Source organism: Mesorhizobium sp. M8A.F.Ca.ET.208.01.1.1, from assembly GCF_004791315.1.
In the GTDB taxonomy this organism is placed as follows: domain Bacteria; phylum Pseudomonadota; class Alphaproteobacteria; order Rhizobiales; family Rhizobiaceae; genus Mesorhizobium.
Window position 1 is genome coordinate 1 of the sequence record NZ_SRUT01000009.1, and the last position, 22496, is coordinate 22496.

General features: G+C 65.8%; 23 protein-coding genes and 1 pseudogene. 9 read left to right on the forward strand and 15 right to left on the reverse strand.

Annotated elements, in window-relative coordinates; translation table 11 throughout:
- From EN851_RS37905 to EN851_RS28140, 4 genes and pseudogenes are all read left to right on the forward strand, one after another.
- Positions 1 to 105 (forward strand): annotated as a pseudogene (locus EN851_RS37905) (IS110 family transposase); the annotation flags it as partial.
- 54 nt (positions 106 to 159) lie between these two features.
- Positions 160 to 1083 (forward strand): sugar ABC transporter permease, encoded by a 924-nt coding sequence (locus EN851_RS28130; protein WP_135882635.1) that lies wholly within the window; start codon positions 160 to 162, stop codon positions 1081 to 1083.
- Positions 1083 to 1940: a carbohydrate ABC transporter permease gene (locus EN851_RS28135; protein WP_135916444.1), complete on the forward strand. Its 858-nt coding sequence runs from the start codon at positions 1083 to 1085 to the stop codon at positions 1938 to 1940. Before EN851_RS28130 ends, EN851_RS28135 begins: the two co-directional genes overlap by 1 nt.
- Positions 1941 to 1961: 21 nt before the next feature.
- A complete protein-coding gene (locus EN851_RS28140; protein WP_135930453.1) occupies positions 1962 to 3944 on the forward strand; it encodes a glycoside hydrolase family 127 protein in 1983 nt (660 codons plus the stop codon).
- Between the two features lie 29 nt (positions 3945 to 3973).
- On the opposite strand, the gene EN851_RS28145 is transcribed toward EN851_RS28140, so the two are convergent.
- The 9 genes from EN851_RS28145 to EN851_RS28185 all read right to left on the reverse strand — a co-directional run bounded on the left by EN851_RS28145 (position 3974) and on the right by EN851_RS28185 (position 9466).
- The gene (locus EN851_RS28145) at positions 3974 to 5074 is read right to left on the reverse strand and encodes an acyltransferase family protein (protein ID WP_135930454.1); all 1101 of its coding nucleotides are present in this window, start codon (positions 5072 to 5074) and stop codon (positions 3974 to 3976) included.
- A gap of 156 nt (positions 5075 to 5230) precedes the next feature.
- Positions 5231 to 5629, reverse strand: coding sequence for a DUF1801 domain-containing protein (locus EN851_RS28150; protein ID WP_135930455.1), 399 nt, complete (start codon positions 5627 to 5629; stop codon positions 5231 to 5233).
- Between the two features lie 33 nt (positions 5630 to 5662).
- Positions 5663 to 6097 carry a DUF1801 domain-containing protein gene (locus EN851_RS28155; protein WP_135930456.1) on the reverse strand — a complete coding sequence of 145 codons (435 nt, stop codon included), beginning with the start codon at positions 6095 to 6097 and terminating at the stop codon, positions 5663 to 5665.
- A 6-nt stretch (positions 6098 to 6103) separates the two neighbouring features.
- Entirely contained in the window at positions 6104 to 6325 is a 222-nt protein-coding gene (locus EN851_RS28160; protein WP_135930457.1) for a hypothetical protein, read from the reverse strand.
- 39 nt (positions 6326 to 6364) lie between these two features.
- Positions 6365 to 6757: a VOC family protein gene (locus EN851_RS28165; protein WP_127870179.1), complete on the reverse strand. Its 393-nt coding sequence runs from the start codon at positions 6755 to 6757 to the stop codon at positions 6365 to 6367.
- Positions 6758 to 6835: 78 nt separating this feature from the next.
- Entirely contained in the window at positions 6836 to 7267 is a 432-nt protein-coding gene (locus EN851_RS28170) for an SRPBCC domain-containing protein (protein ID WP_135867368.1), read from the reverse strand.
- Positions 7264 to 7587, reverse strand: coding sequence for a metalloregulator ArsR/SmtB family transcription factor (locus EN851_RS28175; protein ID WP_127870177.1), 324 nt, complete (start codon positions 7585 to 7587; stop codon positions 7264 to 7266). The genes EN851_RS28170 and EN851_RS28175 overlap by 4 nt, the downstream gene beginning before the upstream one ends.
- An 86-nt stretch (positions 7588 to 7673) precedes the next feature.
- Complete coding sequence (locus tag EN851_RS28180) at positions 7674 to 8405, reverse strand: gamma-glutamylcyclotransferase (protein ID WP_135930458.1); 732 nt, start codon at positions 8403 to 8405, stop codon at positions 7674 to 7676.
- A gap of 152 nt (positions 8406 to 8557) precedes the next feature.
- A complete protein-coding gene (locus tag EN851_RS28185; RefSeq protein WP_135930459.1) occupies positions 8558 to 9466 on the reverse strand; it encodes a LysR family transcriptional regulator in 909 nt (302 codons plus the stop codon).
- Between the two features lie 98 nt (positions 9467 to 9564).
- On the opposite strand from EN851_RS28185, the gene EN851_RS28190 reads away from it, so the two are divergent.
- From EN851_RS28190 to EN851_RS28200, 3 genes are all read left to right on the forward strand, one after another.
- Positions 9565 to 10788, forward strand: coding sequence for an MFS transporter (locus EN851_RS28190; protein WP_135930460.1), 1224 nt, complete (start codon positions 9565 to 9567; stop codon positions 10786 to 10788).
- A gap of 52 nt (positions 10789 to 10840) precedes the next feature.
- On the forward strand, positions 10841 to 11533 hold the full coding sequence (locus EN851_RS28195; protein ID WP_135867364.1) for a DUF2270 domain-containing protein: 693 nt from the start codon (positions 10841 to 10843) through the stop codon (positions 11531 to 11533).
- A 100-nt stretch (positions 11534 to 11633) separates the two neighbouring features.
- On the forward strand, positions 11634 to 13967 hold the full coding sequence (locus EN851_RS28200; protein ID WP_245520822.1) for a cation:proton antiporter: 2334 nt from the start codon (positions 11634 to 11636) through the stop codon (positions 13965 to 13967).
- Between the two features lie 11 nt (positions 13968 to 13978).
- Here EN851_RS28200 and EN851_RS36515 read toward each other — a convergent pair whose 3' ends face one another.
- From EN851_RS36515 to EN851_RS28225, 6 genes are all read right to left on the reverse strand, one after another.
- Positions 13979 to 14122: a hypothetical protein gene (locus EN851_RS36515; RefSeq protein WP_167531334.1), complete on the reverse strand. Its 144-nt coding sequence runs from the start codon at positions 14120 to 14122 to the stop codon at positions 13979 to 13981.
- 111 nt (positions 14123 to 14233) lie between these two features.
- Entirely contained in the window at positions 14234 to 15115 is an 882-nt protein-coding gene (locus EN851_RS28205) for an ABC transporter permease (RefSeq protein WP_135930461.1), read from the reverse strand.
- Entirely contained in the window at positions 15112 to 16071 is a 960-nt protein-coding gene (locus tag EN851_RS28210) for an ABC transporter permease (RefSeq protein ID WP_127870171.1), read from the reverse strand. The genes EN851_RS28205 and EN851_RS28210 overlap by 4 nt, the downstream gene beginning before the upstream one ends.
- Before the next feature lie 8 nt (positions 16072 to 16079).
- Positions 16080 to 17732 carry an ABC transporter substrate-binding protein gene (locus tag EN851_RS28215; RefSeq protein ID WP_135930462.1) on the reverse strand — a complete coding sequence of 551 codons (1653 nt, stop codon included), beginning with the start codon at positions 17730 to 17732 and terminating at the stop codon, positions 16080 to 16082.
- Positions 17733 to 17774: 42 nt separating this feature from the next.
- Positions 17775 to 18548 (reverse strand): DUF427 domain-containing protein, encoded by a 774-nt coding sequence (locus EN851_RS28220; protein ID WP_135930463.1) that lies wholly within the window; start codon positions 18546 to 18548, stop codon positions 17775 to 17777.
- A gap of 10 nt (positions 18549 to 18558) precedes the next feature.
- Positions 18559 to 19911: an LLM class flavin-dependent oxidoreductase gene (locus EN851_RS28225; protein ID WP_135930464.1), complete on the reverse strand. Its 1353-nt coding sequence runs from the start codon at positions 19909 to 19911 to the stop codon at positions 18559 to 18561.
- 190 nt (positions 19912 to 20101) lie between these two features.
- Between EN851_RS28225 and EN851_RS28230 the strand changes: the two genes are divergently transcribed.
- Both EN851_RS28230 and EN851_RS28235 read left to right on the forward strand, forming a co-directional pair.
- Positions 20102 to 21928 carry an ABC transporter ATP-binding protein gene (locus tag EN851_RS28230; RefSeq protein WP_135930465.1) on the forward strand — a complete coding sequence of 609 codons (1827 nt, stop codon included), beginning with the start codon at positions 20102 to 20104 and terminating at the stop codon, positions 21926 to 21928.
- Positions 21929 to 21998: 70 nt separating this feature from the next.
- Positions 21999 to 22445, forward strand: coding sequence for a DOPA 4,5-dioxygenase family protein (locus tag EN851_RS28235; RefSeq protein ID WP_135930466.1), 447 nt, complete (start codon positions 21999 to 22001; stop codon positions 22443 to 22445).
- Positions 22446 to 22496: the final 51 nt, after the last annotated feature.

Consider the following 22496-nt stretch of genomic DNA (forward strand, 5'->3'; position numbering starts at 1 on the left):
GGAAAGCCCAAAATGCTCATCCGCATCGCACTCGCCAGAAAACTTCTCGTCATCCTCAACGCAAAAGCACGCGACGCGAGAAGCGAATTCGCAAATGCAACTTGACACCCCAGATAGTCGCTCTCCCACAAGGGGAGAAGGAAGAACGAGCGCCCAGCCATGACCACCATCACAACCACCGCCCCGCCCCGCGCCCGCAAACTCGTCGGCGCCTGGCGTCGGCAATGGATCGGCCTGCTCTATGTCGCGCCGGCGGTCGCGCTGGTCATGCTGTTCTTCGTCATCCCGCTCGGCATGACGGCGTGGATGTCGCTGCACAATTGGCCGCTGATGGGCGAGCATTCCTTCATAGGCCTCGGTAATTACTGGGCAATCCTGCGCGACACCAGGTTCTGGAACGCGCTGAAATTCACCGGTTTCTACACGCTGGTCGTCACCATCGCGATCTTCGCCGTCGCCTTTCCGCTGGCGATCTTCATCGAGCGGCCGCGCCCGTTCACCAATGTCTACCGCACCATGTTCTTCATGCCGGCGGTGGTCGGCTTCGCCTCGGCAAGCCTACTCTGGTCGTGGCTGCTCAACGTCGATTCCGGCCTGTTCAGCCCCGCCGCCTACGACCTCGGCCTGATCGACAGGAAGTTCAACCTGCTCGCCACCTTCCAGCCGGCCTTCTGGTCGATCATCGCCATGGTGGTGTGGAAGGTCGCCGGCTTCACCATGATCATCCTGATGACCGGCCTGCAATCGATCCCGCAGGACCTGCAGGAGGCGGCCGTCATCGACGGCGCCGGGCCGTTCGCGCGGTTCCGGGCGATCACCTTGCCGCTGATGCGCCGCACGCTGGCGCTGGCGCTGATCCTGTCGGTGGCCGGCTCGATCCTCGCCTTCGATCAGTTCTACATCATCCTGCGCGGCGGCCCGCGCAACCAGACGCTGACGGCGGTCTACTGGATCTTCAACCAGTCGTTCGTGTCGTTCAAGCTCGGCTATGGCGCGGCGCTGTCGATGGTGCTGCTGGTCATCCTGGTGGCGCTCAGCCTCGTCCAGCTCTGGCTGCTGCGCAAGCCCGAGGGGCTCGACTGATGGCGCAGGCGATATCAGCCAGAGGCAAGCTCGCCGCGCGCTTGGCCAGGCACTCCACCGGCATCATCGCCTCGCTGCTGTTCGTGGCGCCGATCGTGTGGACGGTGCTGTCGGCCTTCAAGCCGGCGCAGGAGGCGCGCCTGCCGCCGCTGCCGCCCTGGCCGACCACGGGCTTCTCGCTCGAAAACTATGCCACGCTCAATTCCTTTGGCGACGGCCTGTGGGTCTCGGCGCAGAACAGCATCTATGTCTCGGTGATGACCGTCATATTGTCGGTCATCGTCAGCGTGCTCGCCGGTTACGGCTTCTCGCGGTTTCGGTTTCCGTTCAAGGACCTGTTCTTCGTCCTCATCCTGTCGACGATCATGATCCCGTTCCAGTCGATCCTAACGCCGATCTTCCTGGTGCTGACCAAGCTTGGCCTGCACAACACGCTGACCGGGCTGGTCGGCGTCTATGTGACGCTTCAATTGCCGTTCTCGATCTTCATGATGCGCAACGCCTTCGACGCGGTGCCGCGCGAGATCGAGGAGGCCGCTCGCATGGACGGCGCCGGCAACGCCACCATGCTCATAAAGGTGATGCTGCCGCTGGTCTGGCCTGGCGTCGTCACCATCGCGCTCTTTGCCTTCCTTGGCGCCTGGAACGAGTTCCTCGCTGCCCTGGTGCTGATGACCGACCAGTCCAAATTCACGCTGCCGGTGATGATGACCGCGCTTCAGTCGGGCCGCTTCGGCGCCATCGACTGGGGCGCCGTGCAGGCGGGCGTCACCGTGATGATGGTGCCCTGCCTGATCCTGTTCCTGGCTTTGCAGCGCTTCTACATCCGCGGCCTGATGGCCGGGGCCGTCAAGTAATCGATCGAATGGAGTGAGTTCATGACAGCATCGCCATCCCCCCGGCCCGCCACCACAGCCAGGCCCAAGCTCGCCTTCCGCCCGCTGCCGGTGCCGCAGGTCGACGTGCGCGGCTTCTGGGGCGACCGCGCCGAGGCGGTGGCGACGCGCACCGCCGACATCCTTTACGACCGCTGCGTGGAGGCGCGCATGCTGGAGCAGATCGATCCCGACCGTCCCTCGCCCGGCATCGTCATTCCCTTCCACTCGCCGTCGCCCGACGAGGCCGCCTCCCCCGGATTCACCGGGTCGACGGTGACCACGCAGATGTTCTGGGATTCCGATCTCGGCAAGACGATCGAGACATCAGCCTATTCGCTCTACCGGCGCAAGAATCCCGAACTGGAGAAGAAGATCGACGCCGTCATCGACATGTATGGCAGACTGCAGCAGGAGGACGGCTATCTCTCCAGCTGGTACCAGCGCATCCAGCCCGGCAAGCGCTGGACCAATCTGCGCGACTGCCACGAGCTTTACTGCGCCGGCCACCTGATCGAGGGCGCGGTCGCCTACTACCAGGCGACCGGCAAGCGCAAGCTGCTCGACATCATGTGCCGCTATGCCGACCACATCGCCTCGGTACTCGGCCCCGAGCCCGGCAAGAAAAAGGGCTATTGCGGCCATGAGGAGATCGAGCTGGCGCTGGTCAAGCTGGCGCGGGTGACCGGCGAGCGGAAGTACATGGAATTGGCCAAATACTTCATCGACCAGCGCGGCCTTGAGCCGCATTATTTCGACGAGGAGGCCCGCGCTCGCGGCGCCGATCCGAAGGCCTATCATTTCAAGACCTATGAATACAGCCAGTCGCACATCCCGGTGCGCGAGCAGGACAAGGTCGTCGGCCATGCGGTCAGGGCCATGTATCTCTATTCGGGCATGGCCGACATCGCCACCGAATATGGCGACGACACGCTGCGGCTGGCGCTGGACCGGCTGTGGGACGACCTCACCACGAAAAACCTCTATATCACCGGCGGGCTCGGGCCGTCGGCGCACAATGAGGGTTTCACCAGCGACTATGACCTGCCCAACGAAACCGCCTATGCCGAGACCTGCGCCTCGGTCGGGCTGGTGTTCTGGGCGAGCCGCATGCTCGGCATGGGGCCGAACGCTCGCTATGCCGACATGATGGAGCGCGCGCTCTACAATGGCTCGATCTCCGGCCTGTCGCTCGACGGCTCGCTGTTCTTCTACGAGAATCCGCTGGAAAGCCGGGGCAGGCACAACAGATGGAAATGGCACCGCTGCCCCTGCTGCCCGCCCAATATCGGCCGCATGGTCGCTTCCATCGGCAGTTATTTCTACAGCCTGTCCGACGATGCGCTGGCGGTTCACCTCTACGGCGACTCCACCGCCCGCTTCGACATAGCGAGCGTGCCGGTGACGCTGACGCAGGCGAGCCGCTATCCCTGGGACGGCGCCGTCGAGATCACGGTCGAGCCGCAGGCCGCAGTGGAGTTCACGCTGCATCTGCGGGTGCCGGGTTGGAGCTCCGCTGCCAGGCTGGAAATCAACGGCGAGACGATAGACCTCGAGGACGTGACCAGCGACGGCTACGCCGCCATCCGGCGCAACTGGAAAAAAGGCGACCGTGTCCGGCTCGATCTCGAAATGCCGATCGAGCGGCTCTATGCCAATCCCGAGGTGCGGCAGGATGCCGGCCGCGTCGCGCTGTCGCGCGGGCCGCTGATCTACTGCGTCGAGGCGACCGACAATGACACCAGCCTGCATCGACTGACCCTGCCGCGCACAGCCGGCATCGAGGCGCATGACGAACCGGACCTGCTCGGCGGCGTGGTGACGCTTGCAGCCACGGCGCAAGCCGATGCCGGCGACGGCTGGCAGGACGGGCTCTATCGCTCCGAACCGCCGGCCAAGGTCGAGACGCGCCTGACCGCCATCCCCTATTTCGCCTGGGATAACCGCGAGCCCGGCGAGATGCTGGTGTGGCTGCGGGACGGCTGAGGTTGGCGGCAGGGCCTCTTGCGGCTTTGTTATGTCCGGCTTGACTGGGTGGCGGCGGCAGGCAGCGGTGTTTTCGACGCAGCTTGCGCGGCGCTGCCGTCGTCGACATGCGCCCAGGCTGGCCGCTCGAACAGGAACATGCCGAAACCGATGCGCCGGACGATGAAGTAGAGGATCACCGGGCTGATGATCGACACCAGCAGCACCGCCAGGCTGAGCATGCCGGTGTCGGTCAGGAGGCCGCTTGCGAGTGCCGCGCCGCGAAACAGCGACATCGGGATGGTGAAGGCGACATAAACGACCAGTGAGTGCTCGCCCAGCCAGCGCAGCCATTCCATGGCGGGGAATTTCGACAGGAAGCCGCCAAGCACGCACAGCGCCACCGCCCCGGCGACCGCCAAAGTGAGATGCAGCGGCGGCCATGCCGCGAGGCCCATCCGCATGCCGACCGGCTGCATGGCATAACCCGGCGAATAGACCAGCAGGCCGTTGACAACAGCCCACAGGAGCAGCCCGGCGACGGCCAGCTCCGGGCGGGCCCGCGTCCATTCGACGAGCCTGAACACCAGCGGCGCCATGACGAAGCCGACGTAGAAAAAGACGAAATAGGCCGCGAATTGTTCGACCGCGTAGCTATCGGGATGCGGCGCCCACATCTGCAGGCAGGCGGCGATCGGGATGACGATCCAGGCAGGGACCGCAAACTGCCGCAGCAGTTTCGCGGCAAGGCCGAACACGGCCAGCATGTAGATGAACCACAGGACGCCATAGGGCTGCACGACGGCCATTGCGAGGTCGCGCAGCATGCCGGCGGGGTCCCTGCTGAAGATGCCGATCTTCAGGCCGATCGAGATAATCGCCCACAGCACGTAGAAATAGAGGTAATGGACGACGCGCCGGTCGACATAGCGCCGCCATGGCCGGTCGATCACCTGCGACAGGAAAAGTCCGGAGATCAGGAAGAATTCGGGCATGCGAAACGGCGTCGCGAAGCCGATGACATAGTGGAGAAAGCCCACCCCGCCCGTGTACTCGCCGGTGTTGTAGGCCGAGTACATCATGACCACGAGGATGATCGAGAGGCCTTTGGCCGTGTCCACCCACGGCATGCGCATCGGGCTGCTGTTCATGGCGGCGAATCCAAACCTGCCGGCCCGGCAGGCCAGCCTTCATCCGGCCATGTCTAGCACCATCAAGCTTCCCAGATCGTAAACGGGGCCGATCGCTCGCGGCGACCAAACCATTACAGCTTTGACCGTCACGCGCTATGACTATCACGCGGCAGACTACCTTCGCGCCTTCGACTTGTTCAAAGCCACGGCGGCGCGCACCAGCGCCTTGAAGGCCTCCTCGTCCACCTCTTCGCCTTGCTGGAAGTCGATGGCGCGGCGCGTATTGCCTTCGAGACTGGAGTTGAACAGCCGCGCCGGATCGGGCAGCGCCGCGCCCTTGGCGAAGGTCAGCTTGACGACGGCCTTGTAGGTCTCGCCCGTGCAGATCATGCCGGCATCCTCCCACACCGGCACGCCGCGCCATTTCCACGTCTCGACCACATCGGGATCGGCTTGATGGATCAGCGCGCGCAACCTGGCGAGCATCTCGCCGCGCCAGTCGCCCAATTCCTTGATCCTGCCGTCGATCAGTTCGGAGGGAGATTTGCTCGCCTGCGCTTCCGTGGTCGTCATGATGTTTCTCCTTCGAACCGACAAATAGAGCGTTTACATGCGCTCGCCAGGCAATTGGCTGGCCTGCTTCGCCCAGGCGCTGAACCGCGCTTCGTCGAACGCGTCGTCCTCGCGGATGTCGAGATAGCGCGTATCCCCGCTCTTGGACGCGCCCGGCGGCACCGGGTCCAGCGCTAGGCCGCGAAAGAAAGCCACCTTGATGTATTGCGTGAAGCAATGGATGCCGAGGAACCAGCCCTCGCCTTCGACGCCATAGAGCGGCGAGTTCCATTTGACGGCCTTCCGCACGCCGGGCACGGCGCGCTCGATGAGCGCGTCGAGGCGTTGGCCGACCTCGCGCTTCCAGCCAGGCATGGCCGCGATATAGGCCTGCACCGGCGCATCGCCCTGGCCCTTGGCGATCCGCGGGTTGCCGCCGGAAAGCAGCTTCGGTTCAGCCTTGGCGGCTGGTTTGGTCGATTTCGCCATCCGTTCCTATCCGTTGGCGCGCTGCGCGACGCGCGCTTTCGCGACATGGGGCAGCACGAACATATAGAGGCCGCTGAACAGCAAAAGGAAGAGCGGCGGGAGCGGCGAATAGACCACCCAGGCGGGCGGCTGCCCGAACGCCATGGTCGCGAAATTCGCGGCGACGGTGATCGTGAAAATCATCGACAGCCAGCGATGCGCCTGCCGTATCCATTTGCTCCAGTCCAATTCTGCCTCCTCTTGCACTGTTCGTTGAAACCCGGCGCCTTACCAGCGCGCCAGTTCCGTGATCTGGATGAGATTGCCGCAGCCGTCGTTGACCTGCGCGATGGTTGAGCCGGTCACCGCGGTCGGCGCCATGGCGAAGGCACCGCCATTCGCCTTGATGCGCTCATGATCGCCCTTGATGTCGTCGGTGAACAGCATCAGCGCCGGCTGGCCCTGCTTGAAGATCGCCTGCTGGTAGGTTTTTGCCGCCGGATTGTCGTTCAGCGCCAGCTGCAATTCGGTCCCGTCCGGCTCTTCGGCCGAGACGACCGTCAGCCAGCGGAACGGCCCATTGCTGAAATCGGCCTTCTTGGTGAAGCCGAGCACACCGGTGTAGAAGGCGAGCGCCTTTTCCTGATCGTCGACATAGATGCTGGTCAGTTTGATCTTCATCGCATTTCTCCATGGGTTTTGCTGGCGCAGAACCGCCCTTTGACAGTGCTGTTTGGTTTTCAGCCTGGCCGGGAACTCTCAGTCCGTGCGGGCCAGAAGCTCTTCCAGCTTCTCCAGGAATTGCGGCCAACCGGTTTTGGCGCCGCCATAGGCCCGTCTCTGGTCGGGCCGGAAACCGGCCTGCTCCATGCGCAGATGGGTTCCCGTTGGCGTCGGAGTAAGCGTGAAAGTCACCACGCTCCTGAGATCGAAGGCCGGATCCTGGTGCGCCAGGTTCCAGGTATAGGACAGCGTCCTGTGCGGCTCGACGGCAAGCACCTCGCAATCGAGCACGCCGCCCCAATCGGCGCTGATGTTGAAGCGATGGCCGACGACCGGACTGAAATCGTTCTTCATCAGCCATTCCTCCATCAGATGCGGCTGCGTCAGCGCGCGCCAGAGTTTTTCAGGCGGATGGGAAATCTGCCGCTCGACGACGACAGTGCGGGTCTCCTGGGCCCTATCGTTCACTGGTCCATCCTTTTGAGTAAATCCTCGAGGTCGTCGAACCGGCTTTCCCAGAACCCGGCCATCTCACGCGTCCAGTCCATCAGCGGCGCCAGCGCGGCAAGCTGCGCGCTGTAATGCGTCTGGCGGCCTTCATGGCGGTCGCGCACCAGCCCCGCCTGCTTGAGCACGCCCAGATGCTTCGACACCGCCGGCTGCGAGACGCCGGCCTGTATCGTCAGCGCCCCGACCGTCTGCTCTCCCTGTTGGCACAGCCGTTCGAAGATCGCCCGCCTTGTCGGGTCGGCGAGCGTCCTGAATATCATGTCATGAGCGTCCGGCATCCGAGATCGATAACCCGTTGGCTATTGGTTGACGTATAACCACAGAGATATATGTTCGTCAAGCGGAAGATTGGATGGGCGGGAGCCTACATGGTGCTATTGGCACCCAGGATCTCCTGCGCCACCAGCTCCTGCAACTGCCACAGATTGCGGTCACGTATGCCGCAGGCGTCGAGGTGGCGGATCGTCTCGAACAGATATTGCGCGCCCGAGCCCCAATGGCCGACGGCGCTCGCCAGCGTCGCGGCGACCGCCTGCTTGTCCAGTTTGCCGGCGTAGCGCGAATTGGCCGGGTCGACGACGAAGCCGAGCGCCCGGCTCATCCCGCCTTCGGTCCTCACCCACAGCCAGCGCGGCACGTTGACGGCGGGCAGGATGGTCATTTCGCGGCGCAGCAGCGCCTCCAGATTGTCGGCAACCGGCTCGGCGATCTCGAACACCATGCCCTGGCATTGGCCGCCACGGTCGAGCGCCATCATCAAGCCGGGCTGATCGAGCGTGCCGCGAAAGCGTTGCACGGTGAAGCAGAACGACCGGTGCCAGCCCCGCGCCACCGCCCGTTCGCCGCCCCTCACCTCGCCGGCCGGCTTCCACAGCAGCGAGCCATAGGCGAACAGTTTCAGCGGCCCGGCCGGTGCCGAGGCCAGGATCTCGTCACGAAACCGCGCATAATCCTGGTCAGTCATATAGATCATGCCCGGCGTCGGTCCGGCATCCTCGACCACGCGCATGGTGCGCGCCACCAGCGCCTCGGTGAGCGCCATCGGCGGTTTGGGTGGCGCGGGTTTGCGCGGTGCGGCGGAAATCGGCTTGTTCATTTTCGTGCCTCGGCCATGGCAGCCATGTTGCCGAAGGCAAAGGGATTCTCAAGAGCCATTACCGTTTGAACCTGGAATCGGCACTTGAGCAATTCCGCACAGCAGCTTGATCGGATTCGAGAAATTCTGGCGAAATTCAACGTCCCGCGCACCTACGACACCAGCGGCATCGGCACCTTCAGCCCGTCGATCAGCGCGTCGCGGAACAGCGCGATCGGACGCCCCAGCCGCCCGGCCGGCGGGCGGTGCAGCAGCCAGGCGCGCACTTGCGGCTTGAAGTCGGGGCAGTCGATCACCTCCACCGCGTCGCGCCAGCGGCTGTCGGCGAAGGCGCCCGGGGTGACGATGCCGATGCCGTGGCCGCGCGCCACCAGCGACATTCTGAGGTCGACGCTGAGCGCCTCCACCCCGACCTGGAACGGCAGCCTGGCGGCCTCGAGACTCTGCCTTATGAAGGCGCGAAAACCGCAGCCGTTTTCGTTCATCACCCAGGCGAAGCGCGACAGGTCGGCGAGCTTCGCCGGTTTCGGCACGCCAAGGCTGGGGGACGCGACCAGCAGCACCGATTGCGCGCCGAGATCGTCGCAGACCAGTTCGTCCGGCGGCGCCAGGCCTTCGGCAAGGCACACCGCCACCGCGTCGAGCTCGCTGCGCGCCACCTGCTCCACCAGCCTTGGCGACCAGCCCGAACTGATGCGCAGCGTCAGGTGCGGAAAGGCGGCGCGCAGGCTGTCGAGCGGCAGCGCAAGTGCTGCATCCGAGAGATAAGGCATGATGCCCAGCCGGAACTCGCCCTTGACCTCGCCTTGCGGTGAGACGCCGGCCTTCAGATCCTCAAGCGAGCGCAGCACGCGGCGGCCATGCTCATAGGCCTCGCGTCCGGAGGCGGTCGGCTTCAGCGGCTTCGACTGGCGGTCGAGAAGTGCTGTCGCCAGCCCGTCCTCGAGGTTCTGGATGCGGCGCGTGACACCCGGCTGGGTGAGGTTGAGCCTGGCCGAGGCGCCGACGATCGAGCCGGTTTCCACAACGGCGACGAAGGCTTCGAGATCATGGATGTTCATGCGCACCTCGCATAATCATTATCGAATTGATTGAATTGTAGCATGATGAAGCTTTGGCATAAAGTCCTTGCACGATATGCAGCTTCATTGAGGACTTCATGCTCGATACCAATGACGGCCAAACAGCCGGCCGGCTTCCGGTTCAAACCATCACCGGCCCGCAGACGCTGCTGTTTGCCGCCTCCACCGGCATCATCGTCACCAATCTGTTCGCGCCGCAGACACTTGTCGGGCTGATCGGCCCGTCGCTCGGCGCTGGCGCCGCGAGCGTTGGCCTTGTCGCCATGGTGACGCTGCTCGGCTATGCCGCCGGCCTGTTCTTCCTGGTGCCGATGGCCGATCTCGCCGAGAACCGTGCCCTGATCCTGCGCATGTTGGTCGCGGCGGCATTGGCGGCCGGCGTGGCGGCGCTGGCGCCCACCATCGCCTCGCTGCTGATCGTCCTGTTCGGGCTCGGCGCCGCCTGTTCGGCGATCCAGATTCTGGTGCCGATCGCCGCCTCGATGGCCCCGCCCGGCGAGGCAGGCCGCGTCATCGGCGACGTGATGAGCGGGCTGATGATCGGCATCCTACTGGCGCGGCCGTTGGCCAGCCTCGTCGCCGACGCCTGGGGCTGGCGCGCCTTCTACGGCCTCAGCGCCGCCGCCCTGACGCTGCTCGCCATCGTGCTCGCCTTCACGCTGCCGCGCCGGCGGCCGGTGGCGAAATCGTCTTATGGCAAGCTGATCGCTTCACTGTTCCATCTGCTGCGCGAGGAGCCGGTGCTGCGGCGCCGCGCGCTGACGGCGGCGCTGGTGATGGCGGCGTTCAGCCTGTTCTGGACGGCGGTCGCCTTGCGCCTCGCGCAGCCACCCTTCGGCCTTGGCCAGCGCGGTATCGCGCTGTTCGCTTTGGTCGGCGCCGGCGGTGCGGTGGTCACGCCTTTGTTCGGCCGCGCCGGCGATCAGGGCTGGACGCGATCCGCCACCATCTTCTGCCATCTCGTGCTGATCGGTGCGATGGCGCTGGCGGCCTGGGCCGGCTCCTTCTTGTCCGGAACGTCCTGGACGCCGCTCGTGCTGATGGGCATCAGCGCCGTGCTGCTCGATATCGGCGTTACCGGCGATCAGACGCTCGGCCGCCGCGCCATCAACCTGCTGCGGCCCGAGGCGCGCGGCCGCCTCAACGGCCTGTTCGTCGGCATTTTCTTCATCGGCGGCGCCATCGGCTCATTGCTGGCCGGTGTTGCCTGGGCCTGGGCCGGGTGGCCGGCGGTCTGCGCCATCGGCGGCGCCTTTGGGCTCGTCGCACTGCTAGTCGACTGGATCGGCGGCCCGGAATGACCGCCTGCCGGAACGACATTGCCTCATAAGCGTTGTCGGCTGGGAGGAAGTCATGAACGATGCGCCGGCAACGCCCGTCGGCAGACCGCTTTCGCCAGGCGAACTGGTCACCGTGATGTCCCATTTCCATCGCGCCGAGATCGCCCGCATGGCCGGCTGGCGCGACCGCCTCGACCGCACCAGCAATTGGGCGATCACCGTTGTCGCGGCGATGCTGTCGGTGTCGCTGTCGACGGCCAGCGCCCATCACGGCGTGCTGCTGTTCGCCATGCTGCTGGTGCTGCTTTTGTTGTGGATCGAGGCGCGCCGCTACCGCTTCTTCGACGTCTACCGCGCCCGCGTGCGCCAGTTCGAGCGCCATTATTTCGCGCAGATCTTCTCGCCGCAGCCCGATTTCGCCTCCGACTGGCTGCTGGTCGTCGGCGAGAGCCTGCGCACCCCGAAATTCCTGGTTTCGCAGCGCGTGGCGCTGGCGCGCCGTCTGCGCCGCAACTACGTGCACATGATGCTGATCCTGCTGCTCGCCTGGATCCTCAAACTGTCGACCCCGAGCCTCATCGATCAAGGCGTGCCGGTCGGCTTTGTCGGCACAATGCGCGAGGCGGTCGGCGCGGCGGCGCTCGGTCCCATACCGGGCGCGGCCATCGTCGCCGTGGTTGCCCTCCTCTATGCCGGCCTGCTGGCGGCCGCCTTCCTGACGCCAGGCGACGACGGCGAACTCTCCTTCGGTAACGTCCACGTCTGACCTCGATGCCGGACGCCAACAACTCGCGACGGATGGCTGCAACGCAAACGTCGGCCGCGCGTTGTGATGGTCAGTCCGCGGCGGCGTCTTGAAGGGACCCATGATCCATCCATCGGCAACGAGGCCGCACGGTACAGCGGCCGCCCTTTCGCTGGCCATTTTCGTTCTGGCGCCGGCAAACCACGCGCTGGCCGCGCAGCCGGCCGGCCACGCCTCGGGCATCGGCGGCTCGGCGGAGGGATTATTCGTCGCCGAGATCGTACTCCTGCTTCTGGTCGGCCGTGGCCTCGGCGAAATCTTCCAGCGCTATGGCCAGCCGGCGATCATGGGCCAGCTGATCGGCGGCATCCTGCTCGGGCCGTCGCTGTTCGGCTGGATATGGCCGGACGCCCAGCATCTGATCTTCTCCACCGATCCCGCGCAGAAAAGCATGATCGATGCCGTCTCGCAGCTCGGCATCCTGCTGCTTCTCCTGCTTACCGGGATGGAGACGGATCTGCGCCTCGTGCGGCGGGTGGGCGCGGCCTGTTTTTCGATCTCGATCACCGGCGTCGTCGTGCCCTTTGTCTGCGGCTTCGCGCTGGCGCAGGTGCTGCCGGATTCCCTCCTGCCCGAGCCGGGTGAGCGCATCGTCGCCGGACTGTTCCTCGGCACCGCGCTGTCGATCTCCTCGGTCAAGATCGTCGCCATGGTGGTGCGCGAGATGAACTTCATGCGCCGCAATCTCGGCCAGGTCATCGTCTCCTCCGCCATCATCGAGGACACGATCGGCTGGCTGATCATCGCCGTCACCTTCGGCATCGCCACCAATGGCAGCCTGCAGGTGCTGCCGCTCATCATCACGGTGGTCGAAGTGGCGCTGTTCATGGTGTTTTCCTTCACCATCGGCCGCCGCCTGGTGTTCACCCTGATCCGCTGGAGCAACGACTCCTTCCGCAGCGAGTATGCCGTCGTCACCGTCATCATCATCATTATGGGCGTGATGGCGCTGATCACCAATCTGATCGGCGTCCACACCGTGCTCGGCGCCTTCGTCGCCGGCATACTGGTCGGGGAATCGCCGATCCTGTCCGACCACATCGAGGGCCAGCTGCGCGGCGTCATCACGGCGCTGTTCATGCCGGTGTTCTTCGGCATGGCCGGCTTGTCCGCAAACCTCACCGTGCTTGCCGACCCGACGCTGGCGCTGCTGACGCTGGCGCTGGTGCTGATCGCCAGCATCGGCAAATTCTCGGGCGCCTTCCTCGGCGGCCGGCTGGCCGGCATGTCGCTGAGGGAGGCCATCGCCGTCGGCAGCGCCATGAACGCGCGCGGCTCGACCGAGGTCATCGTCGCCTCGATCGGCCTGTCGATGAACATCCTGTCCCACAATCTGTTCACCATGATCGTCACCATGGCCGTCATCACGACGCTCGCCATGCCGCCAATGCTGCGCTGGGCGCTCGGCCGGCTGCCGGTCGGCGATGCCGAAAAGCAGCGCGTCGACCGAGAACTGCTCGACGAACGCGGCTTCGTCTCCAAACTGGAACGATTGCTGCTGCTCGTCGACGACAGCCCGGTCGGCAAGTTCACCGCCTATCTCGCCGGGCTCGTCGGCGGCGGCACCGGCATGCCGACCACGCTGCTCCACCTCGAGGACGGCAAACTGCCCGGCCCTGCCCGCGACAAAGGCCCCGAGCGGGCCTCGAAACAGGTCAAGAGGGGAGCGGCCAGAAGCGCCAGGGCTGTCAGCAAGGCCGAGGACACGCCCGTCGACAAGATCCATCTCACGGCCCGCGCCGAGCTTGAAGCCACCACCGAAACGATCGCCGCCGAGGCCCGCAAGGGCTACGGCCTTCTGCTGGTTGGGCTCGACAACGCGCTGACCGGCAAAGGCACCTTCAGCGGCACGCTGAACGATATCACCAGCGGCTTCGACGGCCCGCTCTGCCTGGTGCTGAATGGCGCCAAATCCAGCGGCAGGATGCCGATGCTGCGCGCCGGCGCGACCATTCTGGTTCCCGTCAACGGCACCGAGGTCGCGCGGCGCGCGGCTGATTTCGCGCTGGCCCTGGCGCGGCCGCACCGGGCGCGCGTCAAAGTCCTTTATGTCTCGCAGGCCCGCAACGGCAGCCGGCCAGGCTCGGTTTCGCACCGCCGCGAGGAGGCCGTGCTCAAGGATGTCGCCGATCTCGCCGACCGCTATGGCGTCGCCGTCGAGACCGCCATCAGAACGCGCGCCACGCCCGACCAGGCGATCGCCCGGGAAGCGGCCAAGGGCGCGGCGATGGTGGTGATGGGCGTCACCCAGCGGCCGGGCGAAGAGCTGTTCTTCGGCGACACGGCGACCGCGGTGCTGGCCGCCGTCGCCTGCCCTGTCGTGCTTCTGGCGAGCGATCGCGTCAGGCGAGCCGACGCCGGCGCCGAGGAGGCGACAGCCGAGACCGGCGCCTGATGTCTATGGTCCTATAGGCCGAGGAACTGCCGCCCGATCAAGTAGCCCAACGCCGCCGCGACGAGCGGGAACAGCGCCGGCGCGACCCTGCTGAACAAGGAAATGCTCGTGTCCTTGGGCGGCACATAGCGTGCATTGCCGAGATTTTTGGTCATTGCGTACCCCACGCGCACCGATAATTAGCAGATGCTTATTGATGCATGGCCGAATTAACGGGTTGTAAAGAAATTCGATCGAATAGCCGACCATTGCATGGCGCCCACAGCCTATTTGTCGCCTTGTTCGAAAGCGCCGATGCCTTGCGCGATGAGGTTGGTGGCCATGACCAGCGAAATGATCGCCGCCGAATTGAACACCACCACCCACCATTTGCCGCCGGTGAGGAAGCCGTAACCGTCGGCGATCGCCAGCCCCCAGTCGGCCGATGGCGGCTGGATGCCGAGGCCGAGGAAGCTCAGCGTCGCGATCGAGAAGAAGGCGTAGCCGAGCCGGGTGATCAGCTCGATCAGGATGGTTTCCCGGACATTGGGCAGGATTTCCAGGAACATGATCGCCAGCCGCCCTTCGCCGGCCAGCCGGGCGGCGCTGACATAGTCGCGCTCGCGCTGTTCGCGCGCGGCGGTGCGCACGGTGCGCGCCACCAGCGGCGCATAGGCAAGGCCGATCACCGCGATGACGGTGAGGTTGGACGGGCCGATCGCCACCAGCGCCATCGTCACCAGCACGATGAAGGGCAGCGACATGACCGCGTCGAGCAGCCGCGCGCCGACGGCATCGACCAGGCCGCCGAAGGTGCCGAGCACCAGGCCGATGACGCTGCCTGAAGCAACACCCGCCAGCGTCGCCAGCGGCGCCACCAAAAGGATGTCGCGCGAGCCGACGATGATGCGCGAGAGCACGTCGCGGCCGAGCTGATCGGTGCCGAACCAGTGCACCGCGTCGGGCGGCGTCATCATCGACAGGAAATCCTCGGCATAGGGATCGAACGGCACGAACAGCGCGCCGAACAGCGCGCAGGCGACCCAGAACAGCAGCACCACCGAACCGATCACGGTCGACGGCGCCACATCGGGCATCAGGCCGCGCAACCTGCCGGTCCAGGAGAGCCTGATGTCGCCGCGCGCCGGGGATTGCGCCAGATCGGTCATGGCGCGCTCCGGCGGCGCTGGCGCGGATCGAGCAGCGCCTGCAGGAGATCGCCGATCGCGGCCGTCGACACGAAGATCGCCGCCATCACCAGCACGCCGGCCTCGAGCATCGGAAAGTCGCGCGCCTTGGCGGCGGTCAGCACAAGATTGCCGAGCCCCTGTATGCCGAACAGCGCCTCGATCACCACCAGCCCGCCGAGCAGGAAGCCGCTCTGCGTGGCGATGACGGCGACTGTCGGCACCAGCGCATTGCGCAGCACGTGCTTGAACAGCACCTGCGAAGGGCTCAAGCCTTTGAGGATGGCGGTGCGGGTGTAGTCGGCGCCACGCGCCTCGATCACCCCGGCCCTGGTCATGCGCGCGACATAGCCGATCAGGTTCAGCACCAGCGGCAGCGCAGGCAGGATGAGGTAGTAGCTGGACGTCCAGAAGCTGGCCCCGTCGGGCGCAGCACCGGTGATCGGAAACCAGGCCAGCCACAGGCCGAAGACCATCAGCAGCAAAAGGCCAGAGACGAAATCGGGTACGATCGAGAGCGAGACGCCGGTCAGCACGATCAGCCTGTCGGCAAGGCTCCCCGGGCGCAGGCCGGCGGCGACGCCGGCGCCGATGCCGATCGGCACGAGGAACAGCAGCACGACGCCGGCGAGTGCGGCGGAGTTCCTGATGCTCTCCAGCACGAACGGCGCCACCGGGGCGCGCATCGACAGCGAGTCGCCGAAATCCCCCGTCATCGCCCGGCTGAACCAGTGCCAGTATTGCGCAAGGATTGGCTGGTCGGTGCCGAGCTTGCGGTTGAGTTCGGCGACCGCCTGCGCATCGGCGAACGGGCCGAGCATGACGCGGCCGACATCGCCGGGCAGCACCTGCCCGGCGAGGAAAACCAGCGCGCTGACCAGCCACAGCGTCAGAAGCAGCGAACCCGCGCGCGCCGCCAGGGGCCTGACGACCGCCATCGAGGCGATCACACGAACGACACCTTGTCGAGCAGCAGATGCGAGATGGCGGTGAAGCGCACGCCCTCGACCTTGGAGGAAACGATGCGGCTGTATTGCGAGAAATAGCTGATGATCAGCGGCGTCTCGTCGAGCAGCAGGGTCTGGATCTTGCCGGCGGCGAGCCGCTGCGCCTGCAGGTCGCGCGCCTTGCCGTAGTCGATGAGCAGCGCATCATAGTCCGCATTGTTGAAATGCGCCGCGTTCCAGGCGCCCGAACTCTTCAGCGTCGCGTTGAGGAAGATGTCGGGCGTGCCGCGATGGCCGAAATCGGTGATGCCGAGATTGGAGTCCAGCCACGGCGAGGAGCCGAATGTCGCCGAGCCGTAATAGGCATCCTGCGGCAGCACGTTGAGCTTGATGTCGATGCCGGCCTTTTTCGCGAAATTCTGGATGATCACCGCATAGTCGGGAATGTCGTAGGCGCGCTCGGTGGTCAGCGTCACCTCGAACCCATTGGGCACGCCGGCCTCGCCGAGCAGGCGCTTGGCCTCGGCGATGTCCTGCTTGCGCTGCGGCACCGACGGATCGGCCGAGGGGAAGATCGGCGCGAACGGCGTGTCGTTGCCGACGACGGCGCGGCCCTTGAGCAGGCCCTTGACCACGGCTTCGCGGTCGATGGTCAGCGCCAGCGCGCGGCGGATGCGCTTGTCGGTGAACGGCGCCTGGTCGGTTCTGAGATGCGCCGGATCATGCGAGCTTGCCTGCACGCTGAGCAGCTTGAAGTTGGGGTTGCCCTCGATCGCCAGCTCTAGCCGCGTGGTGCTCGGGATGACGTCGAGCTGGCCGGCCTGCAGCGCCAGAACCTGCGCCTGTTCGTCGTCGAAGAACTTGATCTCGACGCGGTCGGGCAGCGCCTTGTCGCCCCAATAGTCGGGGTTGCGCACGAAGCTGGCGCCCTGCTTGGGGCGGAAGGACTCCAGCTTGAACGGGCCGGTGCCGTTGAAGGTCTTCTCGAAATCGCCGGCATAGTCGGCCGGCACGATGACGGCGTTGTAGACGTCGGAGGAGACATAGAACGGGAAGTTGCTGTTGGACTGGTCGAGATCGAAGGCGACCGTCTCGTCGTCGACGACCTTGGCGCCGCCCTTGGAGAGAATGCCCTTATAGGCCGACAAGGCCGAGGAGCCGCTGGCCGGATCGACCAGCCGTTCGAAGCTTGCGACCACGTCCTTGGCGGTCACGGCGCGGCCGTCGTGGAATTTGACGCCTGGCCTCAGCTTGAAGGTCCAGCGCCTGGCGGTCTCGTCGGCTTCCCACGACAGGGCAAGCTTCGGCTGCAGGCCGTCCTTGGGATCGTCGAGGATGAGATACTCGCCGACCTGGCTGATCACGCCGATGCTGGCCGGATCGGTGATCGTGACGGGATCGATCGCCTTGGTCGGCTGGCCGAGGCCGACGCGCACCGTGCCGCCGGCAGTCGCCGCGCGCGCCGCGCCTGGCGTGAACAGCCCCTGCGAGGCGGCAAAGCCGGTGAGGCCGAGAAGTGCCGCGTATTTCAGCAGGTCGCGGCGCTTGAGGAAGCCCTGCGCGTATTCATCCACCGCGACATTCCAGATGTCGCCAGTGTGGCCGCGCGTGGCCTGGCTGCGCAAAAGATCGATGTCTGAACGTTTCGTCATTGTTTTTCTCTCTTGAATGGGAAACTGGGAAAAAAGCCGCCGTCAGGCGGGCTGGCCGTCGAGATGGATGCGGTCGACCGCCTGCGGATAGAAGGCGATCAGGCCCTTGATTTTCGCGACCTCGTCGATCGGCTCGCGATAGCTCCAGGCGATGTCGGGGCGAACCGAACCATCCCCGAGCAGGCCCGACCAGTAGGAGGCGATGCCCTTGTAGGGACATCGCGTCGTCGAACTGGACGCCGTCAGCCGCTCCAGCCTGATGTCCTCGGGCCGCAGGTAGAAACGCGTCGGCAGATGGGTCTCGAACAGCAGCACCGGACGATGGCTGTCGGCGATGATCTCGCCGTCGAACCAGACCTCGACATGGCTGGAACTCTGCAGCACGTCGATGCGCGCATAGGGATCACGGGCGTGGACGAAGACTTCCTCTTCCTCCTCGAACCATTGGTCGACCGCCTTCCAGGTGAAGGCGATGCGGCCGGCGAGCGGCGCCAGGTTTTCATCCGGCGGCGCCGTGAACGACCAGGCCGCGTTGGCGGCGCGCTTGTCGCCGCTGTCGATGTCCCAATAGGCGGTCTCGCCGCCGACCGCATGCGGCTCGCGATGCAGCGACGGTTTCAGCACCGAAGGATCGACCGCGGACGGCGGGAAGAAATAGATCGGCAGGAAATGGTTGGAGCGCAGCACCAGCACGTTGCGGCTGTCGGCGATGGTGCGGCCGCCGAATTTCACACGCACGCGCTTGGGGCTGTGCAGCACATTGACGAGACGCGGAGCGGTGGCTTCGCGGGGCTGGAGATTAGGTGCCGCGGTCATGGCTGCCTCCTCAGGACACGGCGCGCTGATTGGCGCGCTGCTCGGCGAAGCGGTTGGCGGGGCGGGCAAGGCCGAAGCGGTCGCGCAGCGTGCCGGGCGCGTATTCGGTCGGCACCAGGCCGCGCCGCTGCAGTTCCGGCACCACCTGCTCGGCGAAATTCACCCAGTCCTCGGGCAGCAGCGGGAACATCAGATTGAAGCCGTCGCAGGCGCCGGCGACGTACCAGTCTTCCAACTGGTCGGCGATCTGCTTCGGCGTGCCGGCCACCGTCGGCACCGAGCCGCTGTTGGCGAGCTTGCGGGCGATGTCGCGCAGGCTGAGATTCTGCTTCGACCATTGCTTGACCCGGTTGAGCGAGGTGCGCCCGCCATTGAAGGTGCTTTCGTCCGGCAGCGGCGGCAGCGGGCCATCAGGCGGGTAGACGGAGAGGTCGATGCCGCTCCAGCTCGACAAAAGGTCGATGCCGACCTGGTCGGGCAGCAGCGTCTGCAGGTATTCCTGCTTGTCGCGGCCCTCTGCCTCGGAGGCGGCAACGATCGGCAGGATGCCGGGCAGTATCTTGAAGCTTTCCGGCCGCCTGCCGTGGCGCGCCAGCCGCTCGTTGATGTCCTGCCGGTATTTGATGCCGTCTTCGCGCGTGGAGAAGATGGCGAAATGCACGTCGGCCTGGGCGGTGGCGAAATTCTTGCCGTCCTCGGACGAGCCGGCCTGCACGATCAGCGGATGGCCCTGCGGCGGCCGCGACACGTTGAGCGGCCCGCGCACCTTGAAATGCTTGCCCTTGTGGTCGATCGGATGGACCTTGTCGGGATCGGCGAAATAGCCCGTCTCCTTGTCGATGAGGAGCGCCTCGTCCTCCCAGCTGTCCCACAACGCCTTGACGATATCGAGGAATTCGCCGGCGCGTTCATAGCGGAAGGCGTGCTCGATATTGCCGTCGCGGCCGAAATTGCGCGCCTCCTCGTCCATCGCCGAGGTGACGACGTTCCACGACGCCCTGCCCTTGGAGATGTGGTCGAGCGAGGCGAACAGCCGCGCCACATTGTAGGGCTCGCTGTAGGAACTCGACGCCGTGGTGATCAGGCCGATATGCTTGGTGACGCCGGCCAGCGCCGACAGCAGCGTCAGCGGTTCCAGCCGCGCATTGGCGTAATGCGCGACGCCGCTCTTGACCGAATCCCAGATCGACACGTGGTCGGCGACGAAGATGGTGTCGATCGTGGCCCGCTCGGCCGCCTGCACCAGCTCGCGGTAATAGTCGAAGTCGAGCACCTCGCGCCCCGGCGCGCGGGGGTGGCGCCAGGCCATGCGGTGGTCGCCCTGCGGGTTGAAGAAGAACGCGCTGAGGATCATGTGCGACATGCCGGTAGCCTTCCCTGTCCATGCGGAAATCGTCAGGCGCGGCGGCGTGTGGCCGTGCCCTGAAAACCTTCCAGTCGGTAAAAGTTAGATTGCGCCCGGGCTTAATTCGAGTAATTTTATAGAGATTGTTCTATGTGAAAGCGGAAGCGATTGCCCCCGATCGCCGCGCGGACAGAAAGTGGTTTCGGGCATGTCCTCTTCATCGTCGTCTTCGGTTCTGAACGTCGAGCACCTCTCGGTTTCCTACCGGGGCGCCCGGCGCATCCACCGCGCGGTCGATGACATCTCGCTCGGGATCGGCCAGGGCGAAGCGCTCGGGCTGGTCGGCGAATCCGGTTCGGGCAAGAGCTCGGTGGCGCTGGCCGTGCTGCGCTATCTGCCCCGGCACGCCCGGGTCGAGGCCGCGCAACTTGCCTTCGAGAACCGCGAAATCCGCGACCTCTCCGCCGTCGAACTGCGCCGGCTGCGCGGCGACCGCATCGCCGCCGTCTACCAGCATCCGGGTTCGGCGCTGAACCCGAGCATGACCATTGGCGGCCAGATCACCGAGACGATCCTGCGCCACCGGCCGATGCATCGCGACGATGCGTTTGCGCGCGCCGCCCAGCTTCTGGGCCGCGTGCGCGTCGCCAACCCCGAGCGCGTGCTAAAACTTTATCCGCACGAACTGTCGGGCGGCATGCAGCAACGCGCCAACATCGCCATCGCGATCGCGCTCGATCCGGCGCTGCTGGTGATGGACGAGCCGACCACGGCGCTCGACGCCAGCGTCCAGTCCGAGATCATCGCCATCCTCGACGATCTGCGCCGCGACCACCGCACCTCGATCCTTTTGATCAGCCACGACATCAACCTGATCAGGCGCTCCTGCGACCGCGTCTCGGTGATGCAATCCGGCGCGATCGTCGAGACGGGTGTCGCCGAAGAAGTGTTCGACAATCCGCGCCACGCCTATACCAAGGCGCTGGTCGCGGCGATCCCGACGCTCACCCGCACCAAGCGCGACGGCAGGCTGGCCGAGGATGCGAGCCCCATCGACCTCGCCTCGCCGGCGCCGGCCACCGACAGCATCCCCGCCCGGCCGCGCGAGATCGCCGTCTCCTGCCGCAGCATAAGACAATCCTTCGCCGGCCAGCCGGTGCTGCACGGCATCGACCTCGACATCGCCGCCGGCGAGACCTTCGGGCTGATCGGCGAATCCGGCTCCGGCAAGTCGACGCTCGCCCGTATCGTCACCGGCCTGCAGCCGCCGACGGCGGGCAGCGTCGAACTGTTCGGGCGCACCGTGGCGCCGCTGGTCGAGCGGCGCCAGCCAGCCGAGCGGCGCGACGTGCAGATGGTGTTCCAGTCGCCAGACCGCACGCTCAATCCGCGCCAGCGCATCGGCCGCATCCTCGGCCGCCCGCTGCGGCGGCTGGCCGGCCTGCCGCGCCGCGCAGTACCGCAGCGCGTCGGCGACCTCTTGGCCTCGGTGCGCCTTGCCCGCGCGACGGCGGAGCAGAAGCCCGGCACGCTGTCGGGCGGCCAGCGCCAGCGCACGGCGATCGCGCGCGCCTTCGCCGGCCTGCCGAGGCTGGTGGTGCTGGACGAGCCGACCTCGGCGCTCGACGTCTCGGTGCAGGCGACCGTGCTCAACCTGCTCAACGATCTGCAGAAGAGCAAGCATACAGCCTATCTCTTCATCAGCCATGATCTCCGCGTCGTGCGCTACATGGCCGACCGCATCGGCGTGCTCTATCGCGGCCGCCTGGTCGAGACCGGTTCCTCCGACCAGATTTTCGCCGGCCCCAACCACCCCTACACGCAGATGCTGCTGGCGGCGTCTTCCAATGAGGGGCGGACCATGGCGGAAGCCGCCATCGAAGCCGGCCGCGATGCCGGCCTCGATTATGCCCTCGCCGGCTGCGCCTTCGCCGGCCGCTGCCCGTTGGCCGACGACGCCTGCCGCAAGGCCGAACCTGTCGCCCGGGAAGTTGAAGCGGGCCATGTCGTCGCCTGCTGGAAAGGCGCCGGCTGATCACGGCAGAAGACAAGCCGCCCGCGCTTCGGCTACAGTTCCCTCGGGGCGTCACCAGGGGAGCATCGAGATGAGCAAAGCCAGTACAACGCCGGCCGGGCAACCCCGGCCGCCCAGCCCGAGACAACTCGCCGAGATCGCCAGCTACCACGCCCATATCTATTACGGCGACGCCGCCCAGCGCCAATACGCCGAATGGCTGCGCCAGCGCATCGCCGAACGTTTCCGCGTGCGCCTGGGCAGCTGGCGCGACGAGCCGGTCGGCCCGCATGAGCAGGCCATGTACCAGGTCTCCTTCGCCACCGAAATCTTCGCCACGCTGGTGCCCTGGCTGATGCTGAACCATGGCGGCCTCAGCATCCTCATCCATCCCAACACCACCAACCCCAAGCGCGACCACCTGGTCGACCCGATCTGGATCGGAAAGGCATTGGGCGTGCATGGCGAGGTGCTGGGGGAAGAGGATGAGGCGGAAGAGGCGCTGGAGGTGAACACGGAGCCGACGCTGGAAGCGTGAGAGGGCGTCCAGACCCGCGATGAGGGCGCTCTCGCGAAGCGGCGGTTTGAG

What these genes read in the sequence shown, in the direction of transcription:
- EN851_RS28130 (WP_135882635.1), top strand. Translation starts at nt 160, where the DNA reads ATGACCACCATCACAACCACCGCCCCGCCCCGCGCCCGCAAACTCGTC.
- EN851_RS36515 (WP_167531334.1), bottom strand. Translation starts at nt 14,122, where the DNA reads ATGACCAAAAATCTCGGCAATGCACGCTATGTGCCGCCCAAGGACACG.
- EN851_RS28190 (WP_135930460.1), top strand. Translation starts at nt 9,565, where the DNA reads ATGCTCGATACCAATGACGGCCAAACAGCCGGCCGGCTTCCGGTTCAA.
- EN851_RS28225 (WP_135930464.1), bottom strand. Translation starts at nt 19,911, where the DNA reads ATGTCGCACATGATCCTCAGCGCGTTCTTCTTCAACCCGCAGGGCGAC.
- EN851_RS28140 (WP_135930453.1), top strand. Translation starts at nt 1,962, where the DNA reads ATGACAGCATCGCCATCCCCCCGGCCCGCCACCACAGCCAGGCCCAAG.
- EN851_RS28135 (WP_135916444.1), top strand. Translation starts at nt 1,083, where the DNA reads ATGGCGCAGGCGATATCAGCCAGAGGCAAGCTCGCCGCGCGCTTGGCC.
- EN851_RS28150 (WP_135930455.1), bottom strand. Translation starts at nt 5,629, where the DNA reads ATGACGACCACGGAAGCGCAGGCGAGCAAATCTCCCTCCGAACTGATC.
- EN851_RS28145 (WP_135930454.1), bottom strand. Translation starts at nt 5,074, where the DNA reads ATGAACAGCAGCCCGATGCGCATGCCGTGGGTGGACACGGCCAAAGGC.
- EN851_RS28220 (WP_135930463.1), bottom strand. Translation starts at nt 18,548, where the DNA reads ATGACCGCGGCACCTAATCTCCAGCCCCGCGAAGCCACCGCTCCGCGT.
- EN851_RS28155 (WP_135930456.1), bottom strand. Translation starts at nt 6,097, where the DNA reads ATGGCGAAATCGACCAAACCAGCCGCCAAGGCTGAACCGAAGCTGCTT.
- EN851_RS28205 (WP_135930461.1), bottom strand. Translation starts at nt 15,115, where the DNA reads ATGACCGATCTGGCGCAATCCCCGGCGCGCGGCGACATCAGGCTCTCC.
- EN851_RS28200 (WP_245520822.1), top strand. Translation starts at nt 11,634, where the DNA reads ATGATCCATCCATCGGCAACGAGGCCGCACGGTACAGCGGCCGCCCTT.
- EN851_RS28215 (WP_135930462.1), bottom strand. Translation starts at nt 17,732, where the DNA reads ATGACGAAACGTTCAGACATCGATCTTTTGCGCAGCCAGGCCACGCGC.
- EN851_RS28195 (WP_135867364.1), top strand. Translation starts at nt 10,841, where the DNA reads ATGAACGATGCGCCGGCAACGCCCGTCGGCAGACCGCTTTCGCCAGGC.
- EN851_RS28230 (WP_135930465.1), top strand. Translation starts at nt 20,102, where the DNA reads ATGTCCTCTTCATCGTCGTCTTCGGTTCTGAACGTCGAGCACCTCTCG.
- EN851_RS28165 (WP_127870179.1), bottom strand. Translation starts at nt 6,757, where the DNA reads ATGAAGATCAAACTGACCAGCATCTATGTCGACGATCAGGAAAAGGCG.
- EN851_RS28235 (WP_135930466.1), top strand. Translation starts at nt 21,999, where the DNA reads ATGAGCAAAGCCAGTACAACGCCGGCCGGGCAACCCCGGCCGCCCAGC.
- EN851_RS28180 (WP_135930458.1), bottom strand. Translation starts at nt 8,405, where the DNA reads ATGAACAAGCCGATTTCCGCCGCACCGCGCAAACCCGCGCCACCCAAA.
- EN851_RS28175 (WP_127870177.1), bottom strand. Translation starts at nt 7,587, where the DNA reads ATGCCGGACGCTCATGACATGATATTCAGGACGCTCGCCGACCCGACA.
- EN851_RS28210 (WP_127870171.1), bottom strand. Translation starts at nt 16,071, where the DNA reads ATGGCGGTCGTCAGGCCCCTGGCGGCGCGCGCGGGTTCGCTGCTTCTG.
- EN851_RS28185 (WP_135930459.1), bottom strand. Translation starts at nt 9,466, where the DNA reads ATGAACATCCATGATCTCGAAGCCTTCGTCGCCGTTGTGGAAACCGGC.